Annotated in this window: 20 protein-coding genes; 9 read left to right on the top strand and 11 right to left on the bottom strand. The window is 66.9% G+C overall.

Translation table 11 applies throughout. The features are described from left to right. Positions 1 to 7 precede the first annotated feature (7 nt). The 4 genes from AVAK2825_RS05085 (at position 8) to AVAK2825_RS05070 (ending at position 8,984) form a co-directional block, all read left to right on the top strand. Positions 8 to 3,130 (top strand): efflux RND transporter permease subunit, encoded by a 3,123-nt coding sequence (locus AVAK2825_RS05085; protein WP_284394809.1) that lies wholly within the window; start codon positions 8 to 10, stop codon positions 3,128 to 3,130. Beyond that, entirely contained in the window at positions 3,127 to 6,330 is a 3,204-nt protein-coding gene (locus AVAK2825_RS05080; RefSeq protein WP_284394808.1) for an efflux RND transporter permease subunit, read from the top strand. Before AVAK2825_RS05085 ends, AVAK2825_RS05080 begins: the two co-directional genes overlap by 4 nt. After that, positions 6,327 to 7,769, top strand: coding sequence for an efflux transporter outer membrane subunit (locus tag AVAK2825_RS05075; RefSeq protein WP_284394807.1), 1,443 nt, complete (start codon positions 6,327 to 6,329; stop codon positions 7,767 to 7,769). The genes AVAK2825_RS05080 and AVAK2825_RS05075 overlap by 4 nt, the downstream gene beginning before the upstream one ends. Before the next feature lie 213 nt (positions 7,770 to 7,982). Beyond that, entirely contained in the window at positions 7,983 to 8,984 is a 1,002-nt protein-coding gene (locus AVAK2825_RS05070; RefSeq protein WP_284394806.1) for a hydrogen peroxide-inducible genes activator, read from the top strand. Between the two features lie 18 nt (positions 8,985 to 9,002). Here the strand turns inward: AVAK2825_RS05070 and map are convergent, their stop codons facing one another. Next, the gene (gene map, locus AVAK2825_RS05065) at positions 9,003 to 9,815 is read right to left on the bottom strand and encodes a type I methionyl aminopeptidase (protein ID WP_284394805.1); all 813 of its coding nucleotides are present in this window, start codon (positions 9,813 to 9,815) and stop codon (positions 9,003 to 9,005) included. After that, entirely contained in the window at positions 9,815 to 10,069 is a 255-nt protein-coding gene (locus AVAK2825_RS05060; RefSeq protein ID WP_272564350.1) for a ParD-like family protein, read from the bottom strand. Before AVAK2825_RS05060 ends, map begins: the two co-directional genes overlap by 1 nt. A gap of 454 nt (positions 10,070 to 10,523) precedes the next feature. Here AVAK2825_RS05060 and AVAK2825_RS05055 point away from each other — a divergent pair, with 454 nt between their 5' ends. Both AVAK2825_RS05055 and AVAK2825_RS05050 read left to right on the top strand, forming a co-directional pair. Continuing rightward, entirely contained in the window at positions 10,524 to 11,786 is a 1,263-nt protein-coding gene (locus AVAK2825_RS05055; protein ID WP_284394804.1) for a GGDEF domain-containing protein, read from the top strand. Positions 11,787 to 11,872: 86 nt separating this feature from the next. Next, positions 11,873 to 12,811: a LysR family transcriptional regulator gene (locus tag AVAK2825_RS05050; RefSeq protein ID WP_284394803.1), complete on the top strand. Its 939-nt coding sequence runs from the start codon at positions 11,873 to 11,875 to the stop codon at positions 12,809 to 12,811. Positions 12,812 to 12,846: 35 nt separating this feature from the next. Here AVAK2825_RS05050 and AVAK2825_RS05045 read toward each other — a convergent pair whose 3' ends face one another. The 3 genes from AVAK2825_RS05045 to AVAK2825_RS05035 are packed head-to-tail and all read right to left on the bottom strand — an operon-like array spanning position 12,847 to position 14,584. Then, complete coding sequence (locus AVAK2825_RS05045; RefSeq protein ID WP_284394802.1) at positions 12,847 to 13,230, bottom strand: nuclear transport factor 2 family protein; 384 nt, start codon at positions 13,228 to 13,230, stop codon at positions 12,847 to 12,849. A 15-nt stretch (positions 13,231 to 13,245) separates the two neighbouring features. After that, on the bottom strand, positions 13,246 to 14,145 hold the full coding sequence (locus tag AVAK2825_RS05040; RefSeq protein WP_284394801.1) for an amino acid ABC transporter substrate-binding protein: 900 nt from the start codon (positions 14,143 to 14,145) through the stop codon (positions 13,246 to 13,248). Between the two features lie 7 nt (positions 14,146 to 14,152). Continuing rightward, on the bottom strand, positions 14,153 to 14,584 hold the full coding sequence (locus AVAK2825_RS05035) for a VOC family protein (protein WP_284394800.1): 432 nt from the start codon (positions 14,582 to 14,584) through the stop codon (positions 14,153 to 14,155). Positions 14,585 to 14,788: 204 nt separating this feature from the next. Between AVAK2825_RS05035 and AVAK2825_RS05030 the strand changes: the two genes are divergently transcribed. Continuing rightward, positions 14,789 to 15,613: an undecaprenyl-diphosphate phosphatase gene (locus tag AVAK2825_RS05030; protein WP_284394799.1), complete on the top strand. Its 825-nt coding sequence runs from the start codon at positions 14,789 to 14,791 to the stop codon at positions 15,611 to 15,613. A gap of 187 nt (positions 15,614 to 15,800) precedes the next feature. Further along, complete coding sequence (locus AVAK2825_RS05025; protein WP_284394798.1) at positions 15,801 to 17,141, top strand: diguanylate cyclase domain-containing protein; 1,341 nt, start codon at positions 15,801 to 15,803, stop codon at positions 17,139 to 17,141. Positions 17,142 to 17,213: 72 nt separating this feature from the next. Here AVAK2825_RS05025 and AVAK2825_RS05020 read toward each other — a convergent pair whose 3' ends face one another. The 4 genes from AVAK2825_RS05020 to AVAK2825_RS05005 all read right to left on the bottom strand — a co-directional run bounded on the left by AVAK2825_RS05020 (position 17,214) and on the right by AVAK2825_RS05005 (position 22,724). Then, positions 17,214 to 18,698 (bottom strand): FAD-binding oxidoreductase, encoded by a 1,485-nt coding sequence (locus tag AVAK2825_RS05020; protein ID WP_284394797.1) that lies wholly within the window; start codon positions 18,696 to 18,698, stop codon positions 17,214 to 17,216. 85 nt (positions 18,699 to 18,783) lie between these two features. Continuing rightward, on the bottom strand, positions 18,784 to 20,580 hold the full coding sequence (locus AVAK2825_RS05015) for a diguanylate cyclase (RefSeq protein ID WP_284394796.1): 1,797 nt from the start codon (positions 20,578 to 20,580) through the stop codon (positions 18,784 to 18,786). Between the two features lie 456 nt (positions 20,581 to 21,036). Continuing rightward, positions 21,037 to 21,852, bottom strand: coding sequence for an alpha/beta fold hydrolase (locus AVAK2825_RS05010; RefSeq protein ID WP_284394795.1), 816 nt, complete (start codon positions 21,850 to 21,852; stop codon positions 21,037 to 21,039). A 44-nt stretch (positions 21,853 to 21,896) separates the two neighbouring features. Then, entirely contained in the window at positions 21,897 to 22,724 is an 828-nt protein-coding gene (locus AVAK2825_RS05005) for a proteasome-type protease (RefSeq protein WP_284394794.1), read from the bottom strand. Between the two features lie 283 nt (positions 22,725 to 23,007). Between AVAK2825_RS05005 and AVAK2825_RS05000 the strand changes: the two genes are divergently transcribed. Further along, entirely contained in the window at positions 23,008 to 23,904 is an 897-nt protein-coding gene (locus AVAK2825_RS05000) for a cysteine dioxygenase (protein WP_284394793.1), read from the top strand. A gap of 30 nt (positions 23,905 to 23,934) precedes the next feature. Here the strand turns inward: AVAK2825_RS05000 and mutS are convergent, their stop codons facing one another. Next, positions 23,935 to 26,517 (bottom strand): DNA mismatch repair protein MutS, encoded by a 2,583-nt coding sequence (mutS, locus tag AVAK2825_RS04995; protein WP_284395318.1) that lies wholly within the window; start codon positions 26,515 to 26,517, stop codon positions 23,935 to 23,937. A 216-nt stretch (positions 26,518 to 26,733) separates the two neighbouring features. Then, positions 26,734 to 26,928 carry a hypothetical protein gene (locus AVAK2825_RS04990; RefSeq protein ID WP_284394792.1) on the bottom strand — a complete coding sequence of 65 codons (195 nt, stop codon included), beginning with the start codon at positions 26,926 to 26,928 and terminating at the stop codon, positions 26,734 to 26,736. Between the last annotated feature and the right edge of the window lie 33 nt (positions 26,929 to 26,961).

Genomic DNA, 26,961 nt, shown 5'->3' with positions numbered 1-26,961 from the left:
CCCACCCATGAGTCCGTCGCGTCCGTTCATCGAAAGACCCGTCGCCACTGCGCTGCTGATGGTGGCCATCGTGCTGGCCGGCCTGGTCGGCTTCAAGCTGCTGCCCCTGTCGGCGCTGCCGGAGGTGGATTACCCCACCATCCAGGTGCAGACCCTCTACCCCGGTGCCAGCCCCGAGGTCATGAGCCGCACCGTGAGTGCGCCGCTGGAGCGCCAGTTCGGGCAGATGCCGGGGCTGGCGCGCATGTCGTCCACCAGCGCCTCGGGCGTGTCCATCGTCACGCTGCAGTTCGGCCTGGGGCTGGCGCTCGATGTGGCCGAGCAGGAGGTGCAGGCCGCCATCAACGCCGGATCGTCGCTGCTGCCCACCGACCTGCCCGCGCCGCCGGTGTACGCCAAGGTGAACCCGGCCGATGCGCCGGTGCTCACGCTGGCCGTCAGCTCCGACACGCTGCCGCTCACCGAGGTGCAGAACCTCGTGAACACGCGCCTGGCGCAGAAGATGAGCCAGGTGCCCGGCGTGGGCCTGGTCAGCCTGGCCGGCGGGCAGCGGCCGGCCGTGCGCATCCAGGCCGACACCAAGGCGCTGGCCTCGTACGGCATCGGGCTCGACACCTTGCGCACGGCCATCACCTCGGCCAACGCCAACAGCGCCAAGGGCAGCTTCGACGGGCCGCAGCGCTCCTACAGCATCAACGCCAACGACCAACTGGTGACGGTGGCCGACTACAAGAACCTCATCGTCACCTGGAAGAACGGCGCGCCCGTGCGCATGACCGACGTGGCCCGCGTGGTGGACAGCGCCGAGAACAACCGCCTGGGCGCCTGGGCCAACGAGACCCCGGCCATCATCCTGAACGTGCAGCGCCAGCCGGGCGCCAACGTGATCGCCACGGTGGACAACATCAAGAAGCAGCTGCCCGAGCTGCAGGCCGGGCTGCCCGCCTCGCTGAAGGTGGAGGTGCTGTCGGACCGCACCACCGGCATCCGCGCATCGGTGCATCACGTGGAGATGGAACTGGTGCTGGCCGTGCTGATGGTGGTGCTGGTGATCTTCTTTTTCCTGCACAGCCTGCGCGCCACGGTGATCGCCAGCCTGGCGGTGCCGATCTCGCTCATCGGCACCTGCGGCGTGATGTACCTGCTGGGCTACAGCCTGAACAACCTGAGCCTGATGGCGCTCACCATCGCCACCGGCTTCGTGGTGGACGATGCCATCGTGATGATCGAGAACATCGCCCGCTACATCGAGGAGGGCGAGCCGCCGTTCCAGGCCGCGCTCAAGGGCGCCACGCAGATCGGCTTCACCATCATCTCGCTCACGGTGTCGCTGATCGCGGTGCTGATTCCGCTGCTGTTCATGAGCGACGTGGTGGGGCGGCTGTTCCGCGAGTTCGCGGTGACCCTGGCGCTCACCATCCTGATCTCGGCCGTGGTGTCGCTCACGCTCGTGCCCATGATGTCGGCGCGCTGGCTGAAACCCGAGCCGCCGCACGGCGAGCGGCGCGGCTTCGGCGGCGCGGTGCAGCGCGGCTTCGACCGCGTGATCGCGCGCTATGACATCTGGCTGCAGTGGGTGCTGCGCCGCCAAGGCGCCACGCTGGTGGTGGCGCTGCTCACCATGGCGCTCACGGCGCTGCTGTACGTGGTGATTCCCAAGGGACTCTTTCCCACGCAGGACACGGGCCAGCTGCAGGCGCGCGTGGAGGCCTCGCAGGACGTGTCGTACGCCCGCATGAGCGAGTTGCAGCAGGCCGCGGCCCGCGCCATCCTGGCCGATCCGGACGTGCAGTCGCTCAGCTCCTTCATCGGGGTGGACGCGGCCAACAACACCATGCTGAATGCCGGGCGCATGCTGATCAACCTGAAGGCCGACCGCGACGGGCAGGAGGCCGTCATGCAGCGCCTGCGCGACCGGGTGCGCGCCGTGGCCGGTGTGACGCTGTACCTGCAGCCCACGCAGGACCTGACCATCGACGCCGAGACCGGGCCCACCGAGTACCGCCTGTCGATCGGCGGGGTGGATTCGGCGCAGGTCAACGAATGGACGAACCAACTGGTGGAGCGCCTGCGCACGGTGCCCCAGGTGCGCAACGCCACGTCGGATGCGGGCGCGCAGGGCCTGTCGGCCTACGTGGACATCGACCGCAACACGGCCTCGCGCCTGTCGGTCACGGCCAGTTCGGTGGACGACACGCTCTACAGCGCGTTCGGCCAACGCATCGTCTCCACCATCTTCACCGAGACCAACCAGTACCGCGTGATCCTGGAGGCGCAGCAGGAGCATCTGGACAGCCCCGAGGCGCTGGGCACCCTGCAGCTGCGCACGGGCGGCGGCACGCCCACGCCGCTGTCCGCCGTGGCCACCATCCGCGAGCAGCTCGCACCGCTGCAGGTTACCCGCGTGGCGCAGTACCCGGCCGCCACGCTGGGCTTCGACCGGGCCGAGGGCGTGTCGCTGGGCAACGCGGTCGATGCCATCCGCGCGGCGGCGCAGGAGATCGGCGTGCCGGCGGGGCTGTCGATGCAGTTCCTCGGGGCAGCGGGCGCCTACGAAAAGTCGCTGTCCAGCCAGCTGTGGCTCATCCTCGCGGCCATGGTGTGCGTGTACATCGTGCTGGGCGTGCTGTATGAGAGCTACATCCACCCGCTGACCATCCTGTCCACGCTGCCCTCGGCCGGCGTGGGTGCCTTGCTGATGCTCATGGTGACGGGCAACGACCTGGGGGTGATCGGCATCATCGGCATCATCCTGCTGATCGGCATCGTCAAGAAGAACGCGATCATGATGATCGACTTCGCCATCGACGCCGAGCGCGAGCAAGGCATGGCCCCGCAAGAGGCCATCCATCAGGCGGCGCTGCTGCGCTTTCGCCCGATCCTGATGACTACCCTGGCCGCACTGTTCGCCGCGTTGCCGCTCATGCTGGGCTGGGGCGAGGGGGCCGAGTTGCGCCGGCCGCTGGGCCTGGCCATCTTCGGCGGCCTGGTGCTGAGCCAGATGCTCACGCTGTTCACCACGCCGGTGATCTACCTGGCCTTCGACCGGCTGGGCCGCCGCTGGACGGGCCGGGGCACGGCCGCCGCGCCCGCGCAGTCCGGCGCGGCACCCTCCGGGCCCACGCCATGAACCTGTCGCGCCCCTTCGTCGAGCGCCCGGTCGCCACTGTGCTGCTGACCATCGGCATGGCGCTGGCGGGCATCGCCGCGTTCTTCGTGCTGCCGGTGGCACCGCTGCCGCAGGTGGACTACCCGGCCATCTCGGTGTCGGCCAGCCTCGCGGGCGCCAGCCCCGAGACCATGGCCACCAGCGTGGCCACGCCGCTGGAGCGCCGGCTGGGCGTGATCGCGGGCGTGAACGAGATGACGTCCAGCAGCTCGACCGGCTCGGCCCGCGTGAGCCTGCAGTTCGACCTGAGCCGCAACATCGACAGCGCCGCGCGCGAGGTGCAGGCGGCCATCAACGCATCGCGCGTGGACCTGCCGGCCACGCTGCGCAGCAATCCCACCTACCGCAAGCGCAATCCGGCGGATGCGCCCGTCATCATCCTCACGCTGACCTCCAAGACGCGCACGCCGGGCGAGATCTACGACGCGGTCTCCAACGTGGTGAGCCAGCGCATCTCGCAGGTGGCGGGCGTGGGCGAGGTCGAGATCGGCGGCGGCTCGCTGCCCGCGGTGCGCGTGGAACTGCTGCCGTTCGCGCTCAACCGCTACGGCATCAGCACCGAGGACGTGCGCGCGGCCATCCAGGCCTCCAACGCCAACCGCCCCAAGGGCGCCATCGAAGGCGATGGCAAGCGCCTGCAGATCTACACGCCTTCGCCCTCGCGCAAGGCGTCCGACTACGCCTCGCTGGTGATCGCCTGGCGCAACAACGCCGCCGTGCGCCTGGGCGACGTGGCGCGCGTGGTCGATGGCGTGGAGAACACGCGCACGCTGGGCCTGTTCAACGGCGACCCGGCCATCATCGTGCTCATCACGCGCCAGCCGGGCGCCAACATCATCGACACGGTGGACGGCGTGCGTGCGCTGCTGCCCGACCTGCAGGCGCAGCTGCCGCAGGACATCCAGGTGTCGGTGGCATCGGACAGCACCAATTCCATCCGATCGTCGCTGCGCGAGATCGAGTTCACGCTCATGGTCTCCATCGCGCTGGTGGTGCTGGTGGTGGGCCTGTTCCTGCGCAAGGCGCGCGCCACGGTCATTCCGGCGGTGGCCACGGTGGTGTCGCTGCTGGGCACCTTCGGCATCATGTATTTTCTGGGCTTCAGCCTGAACAACCTCAGCCTGATGGCCCTCACGGTGGCCACCGGCTTCGTGGTGGACGACGCCATCGTGGTGCTGGAGAACACCAGCCGCCACATCGAGGCCGGCATGGACCGCATGGCCGCGGCGCTGCTCGGCGCGCGCGAGGTGGGCTTCACGGTGCTGTCGATCAGCCTGTCGCTGGTGGCGGTGTTCATCCCGCTGCTGTTCATGGACGGGCAGGTGGGGCGCCTCTTCCGCGAATTCGCGGTCACGCTGTCGGTGGCGGTGGCGATCTCGCTGGTGATCTCGCTCACCACCACACCGATGATGTGCGCGTGGCTGCTGCGCTCGGAAGACCCCGCCCAGGCCAAGCCCCTCGGCCGCTTCGCGCGCTGGGCCGAGCGGGGCTACGACGGCATGCTGCGCGGCTACGCCCACAGCCTGGACTGGGCGCTGGCGAGCAAGGCGCTCGTCATGCTGGTGCTGCTGGCGGTGATCGGGCTCAACGTGTACCTGTTCACCAAGATTCCCAAGGGCTACTTTCCGCAGCAGGACAACGGCCAGCTCAACGGCGGGCTGCGGGCCGACCAGAGCATCTCCTCCGACGCCCTGGCGCGCAAGCTGCGCCAGGCGGTGGGCATCATCCGCAACGATCCGGCGGTGGACACGGTGGTGGGATTTTCCGGTGGCGGGCGGGCGGGCGGAGGCTTTCTGTTCGTGAACCTGAAGCCCGTGGGCGAGCGCGCCGACAGCAGCAACGCCGTGATCGGCCGCTTGCGGCCGCAGCTGGCGCAGATCACCGGCCTGCAGGTGTTCCTGAGCCCGGTGCAGGACCTGCGCATGGGCGGTCGCTCCAGCAATTCGACCTACCAGTACACCCTCAAGAGCGACAACCTGGCCGACATGCGGCTGTGGGCCACGCGCCTGGCCGAGCGCCTGAAGCAGGAAGAACTGCTGACCGACGTGGACACCGACCAGGCCGACAACGGCGTGGAGACCTATGTGGAGGTGGACCGGGCCAGCGCCTCGCGCCTGGGCGTGAGCGCATCGGCCATCGACAGCGCGCTCTACAACGCCTTCGGCCAGCGTTCGGTGGCGACCATCTACGGCGAGCTGAACCAGTACTCGGTCATCATGGAGTGGGCGCCGGAATACACCAAGGGTCCGCCGGCGCTGGCCGACATCTTCGTGGCGTCCAACCCGACCGGGGCCACCGGCACGGCCGCCAATCCTGGCCAGCGCGGTGCCTCCACAGGGCAGGTGCTGAGCAACACCGCATCGACCATGGTTCCGTTGAGCGCCATCGCCAAGGTGGTGGAGCGGGCCTCGCCCACCTCCATCAACCACCAGGACGGCGAACTGGCCACGACGATCTCGTTCAACCTGGACGGGAACACCTCGCTGAGCCAGGCGAGGCAGGTCATCGAGCAGGCGGAGGCCGACATCGCCATGCCCACCAACGTGCGCGGCAGTTTCCAGGGCACGGCGCTCGGTTTCCAGCAATCGCAGTCGCAGCAGTTCTTCCTGATCCTGGCGGCCATCGTGGTGATCTACATTGTGCTGGGCGTGCTGTACGAAAGCCTGATCCACCCCATCACCGTGCTGACCACCTTGCCCTCGGCCGGCGTGGGGGCGGTGCTGGCGCTGCTGCTGTTCAACATGCAGTTCACCATCATCGCGCTCATCGGCGTGTTCTTGCTGATCGGCATCGTCAAGAAGAACGCCATCCTCATCATCGACTTCGCGCTGGAGGCCGAGCGCGCGCGGGGCCTGTCGGCGCTGGAGGCGGTGCGCGAGGCTTGCGTGCTGCGCTTCCGTCCCATCCTCATGACCACGCTGGCCGCCGCGCTGGGCGCCTTGCCGCTGGCCATCGGCTTCGGGCAGGGCTCCGAGTTGCGCCAGCCGCTGGGAGTGGCCATCATCGGCGGCCTGATCGCCAGCCAGCTGCTGACCTTGCTCACCACCCCGGTGGTCTACGTGCTGCTGGACAAGCTGCGCCGCCGCTCCGCCAACGAACACCAACTGAGCCGCGTGGCCCCGCCTGCGGGTGCCGCCGCGTCTCCACTGCAACAACCATGACATCCGCTTTTCCCTCCCTTGCCTGGACACCCCGCGCCGTGCGCATGGCCTGCCTGGGCGCGCTGCTGCCCTTGGCCGCCTGCTCCGTGGCGCCCGTGTACCAGCGCCCCGAACTGCCCCTGCCCACCGCCTTCAAGGAAGCGGGGGCGGTGTGGCAGCCCGCCGCGCCCGCCGATGCGATCGACCGCGGCGACTGGTGGGCGCTGTTCCAAGACGACGACCTGAACCGCCTCGCCTCGCAGGTGCAACTTTCCAACCAGAACATCGCTGCCGCCGTGGCAGCCTACGCCCAGGCGCAGGCGCTGGTGCGCGAGCAGCGCGCCGGCCTGTTGCCCTCGGTCAGCCTGTCGGGCAGCGGCTCGCGCGCGGGCGGCGAGGGCTCCACCCGCCGCGGTACCACCACCCAGGCGGCACTGGGTGCGGACTGGGCACCCGATCTGTGGGGGCGCCTGGGCGGCGCGGTGGATAACGCCAGCGCCAATGCCCAGGCCAGCGAGGCCGATCTGGCCTCGGCCCGGCTGTCCGCCGTGGGCTCGCTGGTGGCAGCCTATTTCCAGCTGCGCGAAGCCGATGCCGAAATCGACCTGCTGCAGGCCACCGTGCAGGGCTACGAACGCAGCCTGCAGATCGCCCAGAACCGCTACGCCGCTGGCGTGGTGGCCAACTCCGACGTGCTGCAGGCCCGTACCCAACTGGCCAACGCGCGCGCGGACCTCGCCACCATGCAGCAAAACCGCGCCCGCTACGAACACGCCATCGCCGTGTTGACGGGGGTGGCTCCGGCCTCGTTCACGCTGCCACCCGCGCCCTGGAACATGCGGGCCCCCGAGGTGCCCGCAGGCATTCCGTCGACCCTGCTGCAGCGCCGCCCTGACATTGCCGCGGCCGAGCGCGCGGTGGCCGCGGCCAATGCGCAGATCGGCGTGCAGCGCTCGGCCTATTACCCCAGCCTGAGCCTCACGGCCTCGCTGGGCCGTAGCGGCACCAGCGTGGGCGATCTGTTCAGCGCCTCGGGCGCGCTGTGGTCACTGGGGCTGTCGGTGGCGCAGACGGTGTTCGACGGCGGCGCCATCGCTGCCCGGGTGGACGGTGCCGAGGCCGCCCGCGACGCCCGCGCAGCCACCTACCGCCAGACGGTGTTGACTGCCTTCCAGGCCGTGGAGGACCAGTTGACCGTGCTGCGCACGCTGCAGGCACAGGAGCCCCTGCGCCAGGAGGCCGTGTCGGCCGCCAACCTCACCGAGCAGCAACTGCTGAACCGCTACCGCGAGGGCCAGGTGAGCTACACCGAGGTGGTGACGGCGCAGGTCACCGCGCTGTCGGCACGGCGCGCGCTACTGCAGCTGCAGGTGAACCGCCAACTGGCGGCCGCCACGCTGGTGCAAGCGCTGGGTGGCGGATGGCAGGCCCCCTGGGAGGGTGGTGCAGGGGCGCAGTGAGCGCGTAGTGAGCGTGCGGCGAAGCGGTGGGAAACTGGCGGTGCTCAGGAGGGTGCGACCTTCTCCCCGGCACACCCCTGGTCCTGGCTCGGGCAATGGCGCGGTACCCCGATCAGGGTATTCAGTCGGCGTAATGAAATCGGCGTAATACTTGCTTCATGGTTTGGTGTTAAACCGTGCCACCCCGTCGCCGTTCCTTTTTCCTCCCAGACAATGACGCTCACCGAACTCAAGTACATCGTCGCCCTTGCCCAGGAAAAGCGTTTCAGCCGCGCAGCCCACCTTTGCAATGTCTCCCAGCCCTCGCTGTCGATGGCCATCAAGAAGCTGGAAGAGGAACTGGAACTCAAGCTGTTCGAGCGCACGGCGGGACAGGTGTCGGTCACGCCGGTGGGCGAGGAGATCGTCTACGAAGCCCGGCGGATCCTGGAGCATGCGGCCGCCATCCAGAAAATCGCCCAGCGCGGCAAGGACCCGCTGGCCGGCACGATCAAGATCGGCGTGTCCTATACCGTCGGTCCGTATCTGCTGCCCGAGCTGGTGCACCACTCCAAGGCCCGCACGCCGCAGATGGAGCTCATTCTCAAGGGCAGCTTCACGGAGCGGCTGATCGAAATGCTGGGCACGGGGGAGATCGATTGCGCCATCATGGCCGAGCCCTTTCGCTCCACCGGCCTGGCCAAGGCGGCCCTGTACGACGAACCCCTGATTGCCGCGGTGCCTGCCTCGCACATCCTGGCCCAGCGTGAAAGCGTCTCCACGACCGAGCTGCAGGGCGAGACCCTGCTGCTGCTGGAGGCCGACGAGAGTTTGCGGGAACACCTGGAGGCTTTGAGCCCCGAGGCCGCGCCAGCGCTGGGCGACGCGGAAGGGGTGAGCCACACCTTCGAAGGCTACTCGCTGGAGACCATCAAGCACATGGTCTCGCGGGGCATGGGCATCACCCTCGTGCCGCGGCTGTCGGTGCCGCAGGACCAGATGCATTCGGGCTACAAACGGCGCAAGGATGACGAGCATCCTGCCGAAAAACGCCGCCGCAACGACGACAGCCAGATCCGCTACCTGCCCATCCAGCAGGAGACCGGCCAGCCGCCACCCGTGCGCCGGATTGTGCTGGCCTGGCGCAGGAGCTTTCCACGCTACGAGGTCATCGCCGCCCTGCGCAATGCGATCTACGCGTGCGAGCTGCCCGGCGTCACGCCCATCCTGAGGTAAGCCGCTGCAGGCCTGGGATCAAGGGGCCCGTTCGCCGGCCACCAGCGGCGGGTAGGTACCCGTCCCTTCGGGCCAGGCGGTGAGCACCTCGTACCCCTCGGGCGTGACCGCCACCATGTGCTCCCACTGGGCGGACAGGGATCGGTCCTTCGTCACCACGGTCCACCCATCGGACAGTTGCCGGGTCTCGCGTCTGCCCGCGTTGAGCATCGGCTCGATGGTGAACACCATGCCCGGCTCGAGCCGCAGCCCCTCTCCGCGGCGGCCGTAGTGCAGCACTTGCATATCTTCGTGATAGACCTGACCGATGCCGTGTCCGCAGTATTCGCGTACCACGCTGAAATGCTCCCGGTGGGCGACTGACTGGATGGCATGGCCAATGTCGCCCAGCGTCCCTCCGGGTCGGACCTGCTGGATGCCCGCCCGCAGGGCTTCGTAGGTCGTGTCCACCAGGCGCCGCGCCAAGGTGCTGGGGGCTCCGACGAAGTACATGCGGCTGGTGTCGCCGAACCAGCCATTCTTGATGACGGCGACATCGATGTTGATGATGTCGCCCCGCTTCAGGATCTTGTCGGCCGAGGGAATGCCATGGCAAACCACCTGGTTGACGGAGGTCAGGATGGTCTTGGGGTACCCCTGGTAGCCCAGATTGGCTGGAATGGCGCCCTGGACATTCACGATGTGGTCATGGCAGATGCGGTCGAGCGCTTCGGTGCTCACGCCGGGCACGACGTGGGGTGCCACCATGCTGAGGACCTCCGCGGCCAGTTGCCCGGCCTGCCGGGCCATCGCGATCTGCTCGGCCGACTTGATGCGAATGTCGCTGGCCATCAGTGTTGCCCGGGCGAGGAGGGGGCGGGCTTGCCCGAGGAGGCCGTGGCAGCCACCGAAATGTCCAGTCCCCCGGCGAGCTCGGCGCGGATCAGCAACTGGCAGATTTCCCGGTGGTTCAACTCCGGATACAGCTCGGTGAGCATGCCGACGCGCATCCAGTGCTCGGCCTGCGCATTGATCGATCGGCTGAGTGCGTTGCCTGCCACGCGCAGGTTTTCGTGCATCAGATCCGAAATTTTGACGATTCCCATCAGTCACCTCTATACGAAACGTATGTGAAGTATATGCGTTTCATATGGTGTTTGACCGCTTCTCACCGGTTGGAACCGCTGACGGGGGAAACCAAGCAACCCACTTTGGCCTTTAAGCTGCCGTTCTTTCCAAGCGCCAACGGGTGTTTACCGCGCCATTCGGTTCGCATTCGCTGAAATGAGAACGCGCGACCCGGTTAGGCTCGGAGCCCGCGCCGGGGGCGCGTTGCCGTGCGACGGGCTGCTGTCTTACTGCCTTATTGGGTAAAGGCTTGTATGCAAGGTCCGTTTTAAACCGCCCACTCTCTCGATTTCCTGAATGGGACATCAAGAAAGCCTATCTATTGCGCTTCGACTATTGTCCTGAATGAACCAATATGTAATATTGGCAATGAAATTTTGCTTATCACTGGTCAAGGCGCGAGCATCGGTTCGATCGTAAGGAAACACTTCCATGGGTTTTAGGGATTTATGGGACACGTTACGTGCCCGCCGGCGCATGCGCTTTGAAAATACGGATGCGTTTCCAATGAGCGAAGAGTTGCACGAGCTCGAGCCTTCCACGCATTCACCCCAATCGGAGCTGGGGGTGGCCTTGATGCTGCGACGGCGGATGGACCGCCCTCGCACGCGGATGGTGCCGGTCCTGCTGTGTTTGCTGTATCTGGCTTGCGTGCTGGTTTACTTTGCCTTGGGCGTGGTGGGTTTTTCCACGGTGTTGATGGTCGCGGCCCTCATTGCATTGCTGGTGGTCGCTTTCATGGGCCTTTTCTATTTGGGTGTGCACGAGCATTTCGCCGACCGCCAAATGCGGTTGCCCATCGTGATCGGCTCGGCGGGCGCATTGCTTCTGGTTTTTTATCTGGAGCCCGTCACGCAGATCGCCCTGGCGCCGTTTTTGTTCGTGGTCATGGCCTATGGCCTGTTCACCCTGTCGCGCAACATGGCACTGGCGGTGTGCGTCGGTATCCTCGCGGTCTACGGCGCGATCAGCGGTCTGCACTATGCCCAGAACGAAAATACCGCCTTGCTGCGCCTGGAAGTGCTGCATATCGTGTCGCTGGCACTGGCATTACCCGCCTATGTGCTGTTGATGGGGCGTGTGCGCATGTTGCACCGGTTGCTGCAAAAGAAAAGCAGCGAAGTGCGCTCCATTACCGAAAGCGCGCGCCGCGACGCTCTGGCGGGATGCCTGAACCGGCGGTCCGTCCTGGCCGCCCTCGAAGAGCAAAAGCAGTTGGCGGACGAAAGCGGCATTCCGCTTTGCATGGCCGTGGTGGATCTGGATCACTTCAAGCGGATCAACGACGAAATGGGCCACCTGGAAGGGGACGAAGTGCTTCGCACCTTTGCCAAGCTGGGGCAGGGCGCCGTGCGGGCCGACGATTACTTCGGCCGGTACGGCGGCGAAGAATTCCTGGTGATCTTTCCCGCGACGCCCTTGCTGCCCGCGCTGAACACCTGCGAGCGCATCCGCGTGCAGGTGGAGTCGCACGCTTGGGAAAACCCCCGTCTGCGGGGCCGGGTGACGGTGTCGATCGGTGTCACCCAGTACGTGCTGGGCGAAACCGCCCTCGAGTTCTTCGCCCGCGCCGATGCTGCGATGTACATGGCCAAGCAAGGTGGGCGAAACCAGGTGGTGGTGCAGGAGCCCGTAGGGGCCGGCAGTGCGGCGAACGACGAAGAGGTGCAGGTGCCATCGCACGGCTACTTCTAGGAGCGCCTTGCCGCGGCCTTCTATCTGAGCCACAAAAAAATCATCGGATTCTTTGTATTTCCATCGATTTCTGGGATGCTTCGTCGATGTTCCCTGAACTCAAGACCCTCATCGCGGTCTGCAAGTACGGAACCTTCGCCTCAGCGGGGGAGCAGATCGGACTGACCCAGTCGGCCGTCAGCAGCCAGATCAAGCGGCTCGAGGACGCGTTGGGATTTCCCCTGTTCGACAGGACCGGCCGCTCTGCAACGCTGAACACGGCCGGACAAACGACTGTCGAGCGTGCGGAGGTCATCTGCGCGCTCTTTTCAAAGCTCGGCGATCCCTCTGATGAAAGCGCCACGCAGGGGGTTCTGCGCATCGGCTCCATTGCCTCGGCGCAGCCGACGCTCGTGGCACGTGCGCTGGAGGGCCTGAGGCGTCTGTTTCCTCTGGTCCGCGTGCACGTCTCGCCCGGTGTTTCCATGCGGTTGATGGACGATCTCGATGCGGGAAAAATCGATGCGGCGGTGATGATCCGCCCTCCCTTCGGCATGCCCTCCGACATGGCGTGGCAAGCGCTGGTCCACGAGCCCTTCGTGCTGGTCGGTCCGAAGGAGGGGACGGCCCGCAAGGATTGGCGCACCCTGATCCAGAAGCGGCCATTTCTTCGCTACGACCGGGCCTCGTTCGGTGGCCGCATGGTCGAAGGTTTCCTGCGGCGCCAGGGCTTGGCGGTCAATGAGGCCATCGAACTGGATGAGATTCCCGGACTCATTCATCTCGCATCGAAAGGGGTGGGCGTTGCGGTGGTTCCGCTGGTGGAAGCCCATCTGCCGTTGCCCGATGGCGTGCGTGTGATCTCGCTGCAGGAGCACACCTTCTATCGGGAGATCGGGTTGCTCCAGCGTCGGGCCCAGACCGGTTCGCCGGTCGTGGCCCACTTCTCGCGGAGCCTGGCAGAGGCTTCGCAGATCGGCCGCGTGAAGGCGCCGGCCGGGACCAAGGTGCACCTCCAGACCTCCCGTCGCCCTAAAACGCCATAGCGTGAATGCCGCGGTGGCGCGGCATCCGTTGAGCCTCAGCCGAACTGGTGGTAAACCTTTGCGATGACTTTCCAATCGCCCCCGATCTTGATGAGCGTGAGATAGTCGTTGTAGTCGGCACCGATGGCATCCTTTTCCATGTCGACCCGGATCACGGCCGTGGTGGGCGTGATGGCCAGAACGTCCAGCCGGGCCGTGATCTCCGGGGCTTTTCCGTTCTTCTGCACGAAGTCGAACAGGTTGGCGACCGGGCCTCCGAGCAGTTCACCATGGGTGAAGCCGTACATCACCGCGTCCTGGTGGAAGGCCTGGGCAATCGCCTCGATGCTGCCGATCCGCAGGCCGTCGACGTATTTCTGTGCGACCGCCACCACGGCGTGATAGTCGCTGGTCGGAACCGATTTGCTGTTTTGTGTCATAGGGTGCTCACGCATTCAGCGTGCCTCGTACTCTTCCATGGGTTTGTCGTTGGGGTCGGCCCAGGCGGCCCGGGTCATTTCGGTCGCTGGCAGCCCGACAGTGGCGTTCTGCGGCGGGATCGGTTTCATGAACCATTTGTCATAGAGGCGCGCCACTTCCCCGCTCCTGGCGAGTGACACGATGCTCTGATCGACCACCTTCTTGAATGCCGGATCCCCCTTGGGCAACATGATGGCGATGGGTTCGGTGCTCAGGACCTGGTCCAGCAGCTTGTATTGCCCGGGGGTTTTGCTCTTGGAGATCAGCGTTGCAAGAATCTGCCCGTCCGCCGCGAAACCGTCGGCGCGACCGGTCTCCAGCAGCAGGAATCCTTCGCTGTTGTCCTTGGCCAGGAGTTCCGAGGCGTCGCTCTTGAGCTTTCGCAGCACCTGAACCGAGGTGCTGCCCGAGGTGGCCGCGATCGTCTTGCCCGCCAACTGGGCCGTCGACTGGATGGTGGAGCCCGACCTGACCGCGATGCGAACCCCCTCGACATAGAGCGTTGGGGCGAATGCCACGTCTTTTTGGCGTGCGAGGTTGTTGGTCGTGGTGCCGCATTCAAGGTCCACCGTGCCGTTTTGAACGAGCGCAATGCGGTTCTGTGGTGTCACCAGCTGGTACTTCACCTCCAGCCGGTCGAGTTGCACGGCCTTCTTGAGGTCGGCAATGACGCGTTCGCAGATCTCCACATGGAAGCCGGTGTATTTGCCCGGCCCCGTCGTGAACGACATGGCGCCGGATGCATCGCGAACGCCCATCGTGACCGTCGCCGACTCCCTGATCTTTTTCAAGGTATCGGTTTGCGCAGAGGCCGAAGCTGCAAGCGCCATGAGCACCGCGGCCACGCCGGCGCGGATGGTGAGGAAAGGGTTCATCGCGTTCTCACTTGGCGAAGAGCGAACCCAGGTCTGCGAAGGCCTTCATCTCGATGGCATTGCCCGAGGGGTCCAGGAAGAACATGGTTGCCTGCTCGCCAGGTTCGCCTTTGAAGCGGATGTACGGCTCGATGACGAATTTTGTTTGCACTGCAGCCAGCTTGTCTGCCAGGGCCTGCCATGTGTCCATGGGCAAGATGGCGCCGAAATGCCGAACGGGTACGTCATGCCCGTCCACGGCGCTGCTCGCCCTGTGGCCGCATTCTTCGGGGGCCAGGTGGGCGACGATCTGATGGCCGTAGAAGTCGAAATCGACCCACTCCGGAGCGCTTCGGCCTTCAGGACAGCCCAGAAGCTGCCCGTAGAAAGCGCGGGCTTCCGCGATGTCGCGGACGGGAAAAGCAAGATGGAAAGGAATGCGTGCAGGGGTGTTTGTCATGGCGTCGTCGTGGTGTGGAAGTTCGACATGACCCAGACTTTAGAAAACAACACGCATAACCGAAAACGATATATCTTCTTGCTGACCACCAATTGAATTGATGCTCGCGCCGAGGTGAAACGGCCTTCGTGCGATCGGCCCCCGGAACCGGCCGCCGCTGTTGCGGCGCGCCGATAATCCCGGCTGTCATTTCAAGGAGCGCCAGTGGACGTCGTATTGTTGGTCAAGGCCGCCATCATGGGGGTGGTCGAGGGCCTGACCGAGTTTCTTCCCATCTCTTCCACCGGGCATCTGATCCTGGCGGGTTCATTGCTCGGGTTCGACGATGCGAAGGCCAAGGTCTTCGACATCGCCATCCAGACCGGGGCGATCTTCGCGGTGATTCTGGTCTATTGGCAGAAGATCCGGGCCACCGTGGTGGCGCTGCCCACGCAGCGGCAGGCGCGGCGCTTCGCACTCAACGTGATCATCGGATTCCTGCCCGCCGTGGTGCTGGCGCTGATCTTCGGCAAGCTCATCAAGGAGCACCTGTTCACGCCCGTGGTGGTGGCCAGCACGTTCATCCTGGGCGGCTTCGTCATCCTGTGGGCCGAGCGTCGTTCGCCCCGCGCGGTGCGCGTTCACGAGGTGGACGACATGACGCCGCTCGATGCCCTCAAGGTGGGGCTGGCGCAGTGTCTGGCGATGGTGCCGGGCACGAGCCGCAGCGGCGCCACCATCATCGGCGGCATGCTGCTGGGGCTGTCTCGCAAGGCCGCCACCGACTTCTCGTTCTTCCTGGCCATCCCGACGCTGATCGGTGCGGGGGTCTACAGCCTGTACAAGGAGCGGCACCTGCTGACGGTGGGCGACGTGCCCTTGTTCTCGGTCGGGCTGGTGTTCTCGTTCATCAGCGCGTGGCTCTGCGTGCGCTGGCTGCTGCGCTACATCAGCACGCACAGCTTCGTGCCGTTCGCGTACTACCGCATCGGCTTCGGCATCGTGGTGCTGGTGACCGCCTGGACCGGGTGGGTCACCTGGGCGGATTGAGGGGGCGCCGGCCACTCGCGCCAGTGGCGGCTCGCCAGCCCATCCGCTGAGGCATTGGTAACAGAAAGTGATAAGCTGCCCCGCGCAAGCCGGAATGCCGGGGGATGGCGGCCGCAGGCTGCCGCAGCGCCCCTTTTAGCCCCGGTTGCCCACGCCGCCAACGACAACAGTCAAAGGTTCCCGCCGTATGACGCCAAACGAGCTGCCGGGATTTCGCACGCTGCCCGCGTCGAGGGCGGCCGCCGAGTTTTCAGCCGAAGAGATGCTGGGGTTGCTCACACGCAGCGTGGGCGCCACCGTGGCGGCGGTGAACCGGCAGCAGCGCGTCGTGTACGTGAACGACGAATACGCCCGCTGGTTCGGCGCGCCCGCCTCGGAGCTGGTCGGCAAGACGCTGCTGGAACTGTACGGCGATTACAACCATTCGCGCTTCATGCCGTTCGTGGAGCGGGTGTTGCGCGGTGAGCGGCTGAACTACCAGCGCCTGGTGCACAACCCTGAAGGTTTCGAGGAATGGCGCACCATCTGCCTTGCGCCCTGGCGCAACGCCCAGGGCGAGATCGACGGCTTCGTCACCACGGCCCTGGATGTGCATGAACTGCAGGTGACCATGAACGCCTTGCGCGCGGCCAACCAGCGGTTGTCTTCGCACATGGACAACAGCCCCCTGGCCGTGCTGGAGATGGACCACGAATTGCGGCTGCTGCACTGCTCGCGCCGGGCCATCCAGCTGATGGGCTGGGAAGATGTGGTGCAGGTCGAGGCGAGGTCGCTGCTGGCGCTGCCGGGCACGGCGGCCATGGACGAGAACCTCACCCAGGCCCTGGCCAGCCTGCAATCGGGCCGCGAATCCCAGAACCGCGTGGAGACCTGCTTCCTGCGCGGCGACGGCACCGAGATGCACTGCGAATGGTTCAACTCCGCGCTCACCGACGCGGAAGGCCGGGTGACCTCGATCATGTCGCTGGTGCAGGACGTTTCTTCCAAGATCGAGATCTCGCGCCAGCAGCAGTATCTGGCCAATCACGACTCGCTCACCGGTCTGTACAACCGCTCGGCTTTCCACCGCCGCTGCGAACGGTCGCTGGAGGCCGCGCGCCACCAGGCCGGCACGGTGGCGCTGCTGTTCATCGACCTGGACGGCTTCAAGAAGATCAACGACGAGCAGGGCCACAAGGTGGGCGACGAGGTGCTGCGGCTCGTGGCCAAGCGCCTGGGCAACGTGGTGCGGGCACAGGACACCGTGGCCCGGCTGGGAGGCGACGAGTTCCTGGTGATGCTGGACACCGACGTGGACCATGGCGCCCCCAACAGCCTGGGCCACCGCATCATCGATGCGCTGGGCCAGCCGATGCGGGTGGAGGGGCGCGACGTGCGCGTGGGCGCCAGCATCGGCGTGGCGACCTATCCGCCCATCGAGGGCGATATCGAGGTGCTCATGGGCCGGGCGGACCAGGCCATGTATGCCGCCAAGCGCGCGGGCTCGGGCTGCGTGCGCTACGCCGAGCCGCCTGCCGAGCGGCCTTGACCGGGCCGGCGGCCTGGCCGGCATGCCCCCCGTCCTTGCGTGCGAGTGGCATGCGCGGCTTCATGCGCCGGATCAGTCTTTCGGAGGCGGCGGCAGCGCGATGCTCTGCGCGTAGTGGAAGAAGTTCGTCGGGTCGTACTGCAGCTTGACCTGCTGCAGCTTGGCGTACGTGGGGGCATCCCAGTAGGCGTCGGCGAAGTTCTCCAGCGTGGCGTCGGGGTAGTTCTGGTACACGGCACCGCACAGCCACGGCTTGACCAGTTCCATCAGGCCCGCCAGCCACAGCTCCATGTGGGCGCGCTCTTCTTCGTCGCGCCAGAACACGTCCACCACCAGGTCGCAGTCCATGTGGCGGTGGATGAAGGCGCTGTCGGCCGCGGGGTAGCGGTTGATGGCGCCGCCATAGGGCTCCAGGTAGGCGAGCGACCAGGTGTTGGGCGAGGTGCTGAAATAGTCCACCAGCTGCTGCCACTGGGCCTGGGTGACCGGCTGCGCGATGTACGCGCTGGCCTTGGATTCGCAGATGTGGGGAGGCAGGTTGTCGGGCAACGTGTAGGGCTCGTCCTCCAGGTAGCTGTTCATGTCCGGGTAGGTGCCCGTCTTGTCCACCAGCAGCTTCGCGCTCGGCACGGCCAGCAGGGAGGCGATGGCGTGCATGCCGTCCTCGCGCGAACCGCAGAACATGCCCTGCACCATGTACACGGGCTTGCCGTTCAGGTAGCCCAGATTCATCATGTAGCCGAGCGTGTCGGGCGCGCCCACCTTCATGTAGCTGGTCTGGAACAGCTCCAGCACCTGCGCGGCGTGCGCCGCATCCCAGCTGATGGACCAGGCCCACACCTGGTCGAGCGGCACCATGCGGTAGGTCACTTGCAGCACCACGCCGAAGTTGCCCCCCGTGCCGCCGCGCAGCGCCCAAAAGAGGTCCGGGTTCTCCGTTTTGCTGGCCGTCACGGTGGTGCCGTCGGCCAGCATCACGCGCATCGAATCCACCATATCGCTCTGGATGCCGAAGGCGCGCGAGGTGTAGCCGTAGCCGCCCCCCTGCACGAAGCCTCCCACGCACACGTTGCCGCAGGCGCCGGTGGGAACGTGCCAGCCGGTGTTGTTCATCGCGGCATTGAACTGGTCGAATTGGGTGCCGGGCAGCACATGCACGAGCGCCTGGGCGCGATCCAGCACCACGCCGTTCAGCAGGCTGAGGTCGATCACCATGCCGCTGTTGACCGAATAGCCGGCAGTGCTGTGGCCGCCCGAGCGCACGGCCACCCAGGCGTTGAAGGTGCGGGCGTAGGCCAGGCACAGCGCCACGTCGGTCTCGCAAGCGCAGTACACGATGACCCACGGGTAGGACTGGAAGGCCGGGTTGGACTCCTGGCGGTCGTTTTCGTATCTCGGATCGCCGGGCACGATGATGCGCCCGAGCAGGCCGTCTTCCAGCGCGGCCAGCGCCTGCCATGGCGTGGGATCGTCTGCGGGCTGGTTGGCGGCCAGTGCGTTCAGGTGGGCGACGCGGGCGTCCTTGGCAATGCGGGCGGGACTCTTGCGATGGGCCATGGGGTGAAGCTCCTTGGGTGGTTGGACGATGGAAGGAAAAAAGGGGCTTGGGGCGGATGGGCTGTGGGGACCGGGTGGCGAGGCATCAGGAGGACAACAGCGCCAGGTCCCCGGTGTTGCGCCGCACGCAGAACTTGCCGCTCTGCTTGCCGGTGTACATCGCGGCATCGGCCAGCTTGATCAGCAGGGCCGGCTCGGTGGAGTCCAGCGGCGCCAGGGCATAGCCGATGGTCAGGCCCACGTGCAGTTCGAGATCGCCCAGCACGATGGGGGTGCGAAACGCATCGAGCAACTGGTTGCCGAGCGCATGCGCCTGCTCGGGGCTGGCCAGGTCGTTGGCCATCACCACGAACTCGTCGCCGCCGATGCGGGCGACCGTGTCGGTGTGGCGCAGGTGCTCGTGCAGGCGCGCCGTCACCGCCACCAGCAGTTGGTCGCCCACGTCGTGCCCGTGGCTGTCGTTCACCGGCTTGAAGCCGTCCAGGTCGAGCATGTACACGGCCGCCAGATGTTCCGGCGTGCATCGGGCCATCGCGGCCGCCAGCGCCAGGTCGAGCCCGCGCCGGTTCGCCAGGCCGGTGAGCGGGTCGGTGTGCGCGAGCGAGCGCATGGCGTCGCGCTCGCGGCGGGCATCGCGCGCGGCCCGGCCCAGCGCCGCCGTGCGCAGCCCCAGCACGCGCATGAACAGCAGCATGTCCACCACCGTGCCGATCTGCAGGGCATGCAGTGTCCAGCCGTTGGCCGGCAGCAGGCCTTGCGACAGGCCGGCCATGGTGGCCGCCGCGACGAAGAACGCGGCGGCGGCCAGCAGCAGCGTGGCGCCCAGCGGATCGCGGCGCCGCGCGCGGGCCCAGGCCACCGGCACGCTCATCAGCCAGGGCAGGGGACCCAGGGCGGTGAGCAGCACCATGGCCGTGCGCGTGTCGATCCCGTCCACCAGAAAGGCGGCGCCCAGCATCGCGCTGACCGCGGCGCCGCCCTGCATGGCACGAAAGAAACCGCCACGCGCCTTGCCCTCCAGCAGGGCTTGCCCGAGGAACAGGAAGGTGGTCGCCAGTGCCGCGAAGCCGCACAGGGTGGCGATGTGCAGCTCGATCCAGAGCTGGTCGCGCCAGAGGTATTGCGCCCCGATCCCGAAGAGTTGCAGGCAAAAGCCCGTGCTGGCAGCGACCAGCAGCGCGTAGTGCAGAAAGAGCCGCTCGCTCCCCCCGATCCATTGGCCCAGGCTGTAGATCAAAAGGCAAAGGGCCAGTCCCGCGAACAGGCCCTGCAGCATCTGCTCTGCGAGTGCGCCCGAGAGAAATTGCGGCGCCTGCGCCACGGTGGCGGGCAGGACCATGCTGCCGCCCGTGCGCACGCGCACCAGCAGTTCGTAGGGCACGCCGGTGGCCATCTCCAGGCCCATCGCCGGGGTGCGTGATTGCCAGGGGCGCTGGCTGAAGGGGCGCATGTTGCCCATGGCGGCCTGCTGCACGATGCGGCCGCCCTGCGCCAGGTAGAGGTCCACCTGGTGCAGGGCGGGGTAGTCGATGTTCAAGACCCACTCCGTGTTCGCCCCCGCCTGGTTGACCAGCGTGGCGCGCAGCCACAGGGCGCCCGTGTGCACTCCGAGCGATCCGCCCGTGTGGGCCGGCGCGGAGAATGCACCAGGGCTTGCCAGGGCTTCTTCGGCTGTCAGCGCGGCGGTGCGGTCGGCCAGCACCGTGAAGGCGTGCCACAGGTTCGCGGGCGGCATGCCATCGTGCAGCACCAGCGGTGGTGCCGCCTGGGCCGCAGGGGCGAGCAATACGGACACCACCATCACCCACCCCGGCAGAAGGCGGCGCAGCCAGCACCGCAGGAAGGCTGTAGACCACGGATGCAGGCGGGAGAACAGGCGCATGGCAGCAGTGGCAATGGGGGCGACGCGGTGGCTTGTGCGTCAGCGCACCGTGCGCGAATGGCGGGCGCACCGCCCGCCGGGAGGTGCCGGGCGACGTGTCATGTGCGCAAGCCGCCGCAGGGCGGGCAGGGGGCTTGGCTGGACTCGAAAGCGGCGCAGCGGGGGCGGGTTGTGTCGGGATAAGGCATGCTGTATCACGTTGTAACGCTGCCGCAGTGTATGAGAACTTTCTCCGCAGATTCCATTTTTTTGATGGATGCGGTACGTTGGCCACACGAAAAGCGGTTGCCATGCTGCAGTGGGTGGCCGTGCTGCGGCAAGTGCCCATGGCGCTCCCTTCGGGCGCGGGATGCGCGTTGCAGCCTTTAACGTGCTTCTCGGCGCTCGCTCAGCGGCACTTTGGCCCTGCGCGGAATGGAAGCCGTGCGGGCGCAGCGCGACCAGGGGGGAAGAGGCTCAGGCGGTCCGGACCGCCATGAGATTCAGCAGCGCGGCCTCGATGGCGGCGGCCGTGGTCTTGGGCTGTTCCATCGGGAAGAGGTGGCTTCCGTCGAGCACCGTCACCCGCCCCTGGGTGATGCTCAGCGTCATCGCCATGCCCACCTGCCGCACCTCGGCCGATGAGCGCCCGCCGATGAACGCCGCAGGGCAGCGCAGTGGGTGCGCTCGCAGCAGCTGCGACAGGTTGTGCGGCAGGGTGTTGTAGATGGTGGTCTCCACGGCCCGGTCGAAATGCAGCATGTGCCGGCCCTCCTGCTCGCGCAGGCCGTGCTGGATGTAGTCGCGCAGTACCTCGCCGTCCCACTGCGCGAAGGCCTTCTTCTTGCGGAAATGCTCCAGCGCCTCGTCGGGGCTGGCCCACGCGTTGCGCCGGGCGCGGCTGACCTTGCCGGGCGACACCGCGCCCACCAGCTGCGTCTGCTTGGCCATGCCCAGCGCACTGGCGCGCCAGCCGCTGATGAGGGGCGAGTCGATCATCAGCACGCCGCGCGCCAGTTCGGGGTGGCGTGCGGCGGCCATCACGCTCAGGAAGCCGCCCAGCGAATGACCCACGAAGAACACCGGCCCGCCCGCGCGCTGCACCTGCTCCTGCGCGAAGTCGGCCAGCTGCTGCACCAGGTGCGGCCAGTTGTTGGTGACCGGGTACTCGGGCGCATGCCCGTAGCGGTCCAGCGCGCTGACATCGAAACCCCGGCCCTTCAGGTGGCGAAACAGCACCGAGTAGGTGCCCGCCGGAAAGCTGTTGGCGTGCGAGAAGACGATGGGGAGCATGGGGCTTCAGTGGCTGCTGCCGTGGTGGCGTGCCGCCGGGGGCGTCAGACGAGCTTGTCGCGCGGGTTGGTGATCTTCTTGATCGGGCGGCTGCGCGACGGCTCGACCTTGATCGGCACCTCGGTCAGGCCGCCGTGCCATGCGGGGTCTTCGATGCTGTCGAACACCTCGCGCAGCTTCTCGCCCCAGCTGTTGTGCAGCATGCGGAAGTAGGGGTTGTGCTCGTCGATGCAGACGATCTTGTCGGTGGCGAACTGGCCCACCTCATACACCACCAGGTCCAGCGGCAGGCCCACCGACAGGTTGGACTTGAGCGTGCTGTCCATGGACACCAGCGCGCACTTGGCGGCCTCGTCCAGCGGCGTGTCGGGCGTCAGCACGCGGTCGAGCACGGGCTTGCCGTATTTGGATTCGCCCACCTGGAAGTACGGCGTCTCGGACGTGGCCTCGATGAAGTTGCCCGCCGAGTACACCTGAAAGAGCCGCATGCCCTCGCCCTGGATCTGCCCGCCGAACACCAGCGAGACATTGAAGTCCACGCCCGAACGTTTCAGCGCCGCGCCGTCGCGTTCATGCACGTGGCGCACGGCCGCGCCCAGCACGCGCGCGGCGTCGAACATGCTCTTGGCGTTCCAGATCGTCATCGGCTCGCCGCCCTCGCGGTCGGTGAGCTGCTCGGACTGCAGGATCTCGCGCACCGACTGGGAGATGCTCAAGTTGCCGGCGGACAGCAGCACCATGAACCGGTCGCCCGCCTTCTCGTAGATCATCATCTTGCGAAAGGAGCTGATCTGGTCCAGGCCCGCGTTGGTGCGGGAATCGGACAGGAAAACCAGTCCGGCGTTGAGCTTGATGGCGACGCAATACGTCATGGGGGTGACTTCGGAGGCAAAGGGTCGAGTGTAGGCGTTGTCGCCGTTGCGCTGCGGGCTTGCCCCAAGACGGTGCGGCAGAAACAGGGGACAAACGGTGCGGCGTGTCGCCCATGTTTCAGATGATTTCGCAATATGAAAAGACATTCGCATGCCCGGGGCTCGGCTTCGCATGGGCAGTGGGATTCCGCCTTGTGGTTCGAAAAATGGCGGGTGGGTGGCGACACGGTGGATCGCCGTTGTTCTCCCTCTTTTTCTTTCCTCATCCACTCTCTTTCAAACCATGACGACCAGTTCTATCTCTTCCCCTTCCCGCGCCGTTTCTCCCCGTTCCGAACGCGCCGAAGTCGCCGATACCGCCTCTTCGAACAAGCGGCCTGCCGGTTCGAGCCAGCCGGGCGGCGATGCCCGCCTGGACGGCCTGCCAGCGCGGTCGCCGGACGCCAGCGCGGAAGGTGCTTCGGCCAAGCGCCCCCGCACCCCGCTGCCGGGCGCGGATGCGGGCATCGCAGCCCGCGAGGCCCAACTCGACAAGGTGTACACCACGCTGTCTCTGCAAGCCCGGCAGACCCATGCGGCTAACCAAAAGCGCCTGGAAGCCGGCGTTCAGAAGCTTTTGCAAAATGCCTCTGTGCAAGCCGAGATCGCGGCGGGCAAGGACGTGCGCGATTGCGTGGCCGGTGCGCTGGAGGGCCTGCTGAAAGAAGCGCAGTTGTCCACCGACATCTACCAGCCCAAGAGCAATGAATTGGCGGGCTACGGTCGGTACCTCTTGCACAGCCACGCGAAAGAGGGCGAGTCGTTCTGCCTGCAGCTGTTCTCGTTCGCAGACAAGCAAAAGACCCCCATCCACGACCACCCGAACGAATGCGCCTCCTTCATCCTGAAGGGCAATCTGTGGGAGCGGATCTACTCCCCTAGCGATTCGCCCGCCGGTGCGCAGGTGCCCTTGGCCACCAAGGACAAAAAGAACGAGCGGCTCCAGGGGTCCATGGACGGCTTCGGGCCGACCCAGCTGGACGTGCCCCACAGCCTGAAGAACACCTCCGGCGACATCGCCCTGTCGGTGCACCTGTACCGCGACATGGATGGCCTGTCCGACAGCCAGCAGATCGCGGCCAAGACCAGGTTCGAGCGCGCGCCCAAGGCCGCGAAGCCCGCCGTTGCGCCGGCCGAGTGACCCCGCCCCGGGGCCTGTGGCCTGACCGTCCTAACCCTGCACCAGCCGCTTGAGCTGGTACAGCGCGTCCAGCGCCTCGCGCGGGCTCAGGGTGTCGGGCTGCAGTTCGGCCAGCGCCGCTTCCGCCGGGCTCACCAGCGGTCCCTCGGCCTCGGGCGGCTCGGCGAACAGGTCCACCTGCGTTTCGCCCTCGCCGGCCCGCTGCTCCAGCGCGGCCAGCGTGTGGCGCGCATGGTTCAGCACCGGGCCCGGCACGCCCGCCAGGCGGGCCACGTGGATGCCGTAGCTGCGGCTGGCCGGCCCCGGCTGGATCTCGTGCAGGAAAACGATGTTCGAGCCCGACTCGGTCGCGCCCACGTGCACGTTCACCGCGTGCTGGTGGCGCGCCGACAGTTCGGTCAGTTCGAAGTAGTGCGTGGCGAACAGCGTGAACGCCTTGGTGCGGTCGTGCAGGTGGGTGGCGATGCCGCTGGCCAGCGCGAGGCCGTCGAAGGTGCTCGTGCCGCGCCCGATCTCGTCCATCAGCACCAGGCTGTGCGGCGTGGCCGAATGCAGGATCTGCGCGGCCTCGGTCATCTCCAGCATGAAGGTCGATTGCGCGTTGGCCAGGTCGTCGGCCGCGCCGATGCGCGTGTGGATCGCATCGATGGGCCCCAGGCGGCACGACGTGGCCGGCACGTGGCTGCCCATGCTGGCCAGCAGCACGATCAGCGCCACCTGCCGCATATAGGTCGATTTACCGCCCATGTTCGGCCCGGTGATCACCTGCATGCGGGTGTTGGCGTTCAGCCGCGTGTGGTTGGCGATGAAACTGCCGGACGAGGTCTCGGCCAGCCGCGCCTCCACCACCGGGTGGCGCCCGCCCTCGATCTCGATGCAGGGCTCGGGCGCGAACTGCGGCGCGCACCAGTTCAGCGTGAGCGATCGCTCGGCCAGCGCGCACAGCACGTCCAGCGTGGCGAGCGCATGGGCCAGCCGGGTGAGGGCGGGCACGTGCGGCTGCAGGCGGTCCAGCAGCTGCTCGTACAGCCATTTCTCGCGCGCCAGGCCGCGCTCCTGCGCCGACAGCGCCTTGTCCTCGAAGGTCTTGAGTTCCGGCGTGATGAAGCGCTCGGCGTTCTTGAGCGTCTGGCGGCGGCGGTAGTCGTGCGGCACGCGGTCCAGGTGGCTGCTGGTCACCTCGATATAGAAGCCGTGTACCTTGTTGAACTGCACGCGCAGGTTGGCGATGCCGGTGCGCGCCCGCTCGCGCGTCTCCAGGTCGAGCAGGAAGGTGTCGCAGTGCGTCTGGATGCCGCGCAGCTCGTCCAGCTCGGCGTCGAAGCCCGGGGCGATCACGCCGCCGTCGCGCACCAGCGCGGCCGGCTCCTCATGGATGGCCGCGCGCAGCAGTTCGCCGCAATCGACCGGCGGACGCAGGTGGTCGAAGATCTGGGCCAAAAACGGCTCCGAAGCATGGAATGCCCCGGCAAGCTGCTCTGCTTTTTGTAGCGTCTTGCACAGACCCAGCAGCTCGCGCGGGCGCACCTGCCGCAGCGCGATGCGGGCCGTGATGCGCTCCACATCGCTCACGCCGCGCAGCTCGCCGCGCAGCGCCTGCCACGCGCCGGTGCCCGAGGCCGTGCCGCGCAGCGCTGCGGTGGCCGACAGGCGCTGGCGGGCCTCGGTGCGGTCGCGCCGCGGCTCCAGCAGCCAGGTCTTGAGCAGGCGGCTGCCCATGCCGGTCATGCAGGTGTCCAGCAGCGAAAAGAGTGTGGGCGCGTCTTCGCCGCGCAGCGTGCGCGTCAGTTCCAGATTGCGGCGCGTGGCCAGGGGCAGGGCGATCAGCTCGTCGCTCTGCTGCACGCGCACGCCGTGCACGTGGGTGAGCGATCGGCCCTGCGTGTGCTCGGCATAGGCCAGCAGCGCCGCGGCGGCGGCGTGGGCCTGGGCCAGGTCCTGCGCGCTCCAGGCGACAAGGCTGGCCGCGCCCAGTTGTTCCAGCAGCTTGCGCTCGCCCAACGCGGCATCGAACTGCCAGTCCGGCCGCAGGCTCAAGGGGCAGGCGAAGGTGCCGTTCTGGCGCAGCGCCTTCAGCTGCTGCTCGAAGCGCTCGGTCACGCCCGCGCTGTAGATCACCTCGCTCGGGGCTATGCGCGCGATCCAGGCGCCGACCTCGTCGTGCGTGCATTCGGCCAGGTGCACCAGACCCTGCGTCACGCTGAGCCACGCCAGGCCGCAACGCGCGCGCGGGCCCTGGTGCACCGACAGCAGCAGCGATTCGGCCTTGTCGGACAGCAGTTCGCTGTCGGTGAGCGTGCCCGGCGTGACCACGCGCACCACCTTGCGCTCCACCGGCCCCTTGCTCGCGCCCACTTCGCCCACCTGCTCGCAGATCGCCACCGACTCGCCCATCTTGATGAGCCGGCCCAGGTAGTTCTCCAGCGCATGGAACGGCACGCCGGCCATCACCACCGGCTGCCCACCGGACTGCCCGCGCTGCGTGAGCGTGATGTCCAGCAGCCGCGCGGCCTTCTCGGCATCGGCGAAGAACACCTCGTAGAAATCGCCCATGCGGTAGAAGACCAGCGTGTCGGGGTACGCGGCTTTCAGGGCCAGGTACTGCTGCATCATCGGCGTGTGGTGCGAGAAGTCGCTGCCCAGATGCGGCGCGGCGGGCGCGGGCGTGCCAGGGGCGGAGGGCGCTGCGGATGGCGATGCGGTGATGGGGGCGTTTTCTGCCGGCTGCTGCATGTTCTGGGTTCTCTCGACTTCACCGGGATCGCGGAGCGCGCGACGGCCGCTCGCTGCTGAAATCCCACGCGGGGTGGCATCGCGGCACCCGCTCGGTCAGCGGCCGGCCGCGGCGAACCCGCTATTGTGGACGAGCGCCCTGGCGCCAGCGGGCCGACCCATCGGATCGGCAGTGCCTTGGCCGGCAGCCGCCGCCGTGCCCCGGGCCTTGCCAAAGCGTGGGTGGATGAATACTGATTTCAAATAAAGCCAGAAAATAAGAAAAATATTCTCAATATGGCTCACTAACATGGTTTCTGGTACCCGGATCAACGGAAATCAAGC

Source organism: Acidovorax sp. SUPP2825, from assembly GCF_030158995.1.
Lineage (GTDB): Bacteria > Pseudomonadota > Gammaproteobacteria > Burkholderiales > Burkholderiaceae_C > Paracidovorax.
Note: the sequence above shows the minus strand (reverse complement) of the source record. Positions and strands in the feature narration are given on the sequence as shown.

Bases quoted from the DNA above. Each gene is read 5' to 3' on its own strand.
- AVAK2825_RS05020 (WP_284394797.1), bottom strand. From the start codon at position 18,698: ATGGCCCATCGCAAGAGTCCCGCCCGCATTGCCAAGGACGCCCGCGTC.
- AVAK2825_RS05000 (WP_284394793.1), top strand. From the start codon at position 23,008: ATGACGACCAGTTCTATCTCTTCCCCTTCCCGCGCCGTTTCTCCCCGT.
- AVAK2825_RS05070 (WP_284394806.1), top strand. From the start codon at position 7,983: ATGACGCTCACCGAACTCAAGTACATCGTCGCCCTTGCCCAGGAAAAG.
- AVAK2825_RS05085 (WP_284394809.1), top strand. From the start codon at position 8: ATGAGTCCGTCGCGTCCGTTCATCGAAAGACCCGTCGCCACTGCGCTG.
- AVAK2825_RS05035 (WP_284394800.1), bottom strand. From the start codon at position 14,584: ATGACAAACACCCCTGCACGCATTCCTTTCCATCTTGCTTTTCCCGTC.
- AVAK2825_RS05010 (WP_284394795.1), bottom strand. From the start codon at position 21,852: ATGCTCCCCATCGTCTTCTCGCACGCCAACAGCTTTCCGGCGGGCACC.
- AVAK2825_RS05060 (WP_272564350.1), bottom strand. From the start codon at position 10,069: ATGGGAATCGTCAAAATTTCGGATCTGATGCACGAAAACCTGCGCGTG.
- AVAK2825_RS05055 (WP_284394804.1), top strand. From the start codon at position 10,524: ATGGGTTTTAGGGATTTATGGGACACGTTACGTGCCCGCCGGCGCATG.
- map (WP_284394805.1), bottom strand. From the start codon at position 9,815: ATGGCCAGCGACATTCGCATCAAGTCGGCCGAGCAGATCGCGATGGCC.
- AVAK2825_RS05015 (WP_284394796.1), bottom strand. From the start codon at position 20,580: ATGCGCCTGTTCTCCCGCCTGCATCCGTGGTCTACAGCCTTCCTGCGG.
- AVAK2825_RS05045 (WP_284394802.1), bottom strand. From the start codon at position 13,230: ATGACACAAAACAGCAAATCGGTTCCGACCAGCGACTATCACGCCGTG.
- AVAK2825_RS05050 (WP_284394803.1), top strand. From the start codon at position 11,873: ATGTTCCCTGAACTCAAGACCCTCATCGCGGTCTGCAAGTACGGAACC.
- mutS (WP_284395318.1), bottom strand. From the start codon at position 26,517: ATGATGCAGCAGTACCTGGCCCTGAAAGCCGCGTACCCCGACACGCTG.
- AVAK2825_RS05040 (WP_284394801.1), bottom strand. From the start codon at position 14,145: ATGAACCCTTTCCTCACCATCCGCGCCGGCGTGGCCGCGGTGCTCATG.
- AVAK2825_RS04990 (WP_284394792.1), bottom strand. From the start codon at position 26,928: ATGTTAGTGAGCCATATTGAGAATATTTTTCTTATTTTCTGGCTTTAT.
- AVAK2825_RS05025 (WP_284394798.1), top strand. From the start codon at position 15,801: ATGACGCCAAACGAGCTGCCGGGATTTCGCACGCTGCCCGCGTCGAGG.
- AVAK2825_RS05080 (WP_284394808.1), top strand. From the start codon at position 3,127: ATGAACCTGTCGCGCCCCTTCGTCGAGCGCCCGGTCGCCACTGTGCTG.
- AVAK2825_RS05005 (WP_284394794.1), bottom strand. From the start codon at position 22,724: ATGACGTATTGCGTCGCCATCAAGCTCAACGCCGGACTGGTTTTCCTG.
- AVAK2825_RS05075 (WP_284394807.1), top strand. From the start codon at position 6,327: ATGACATCCGCTTTTCCCTCCCTTGCCTGGACACCCCGCGCCGTGCGC.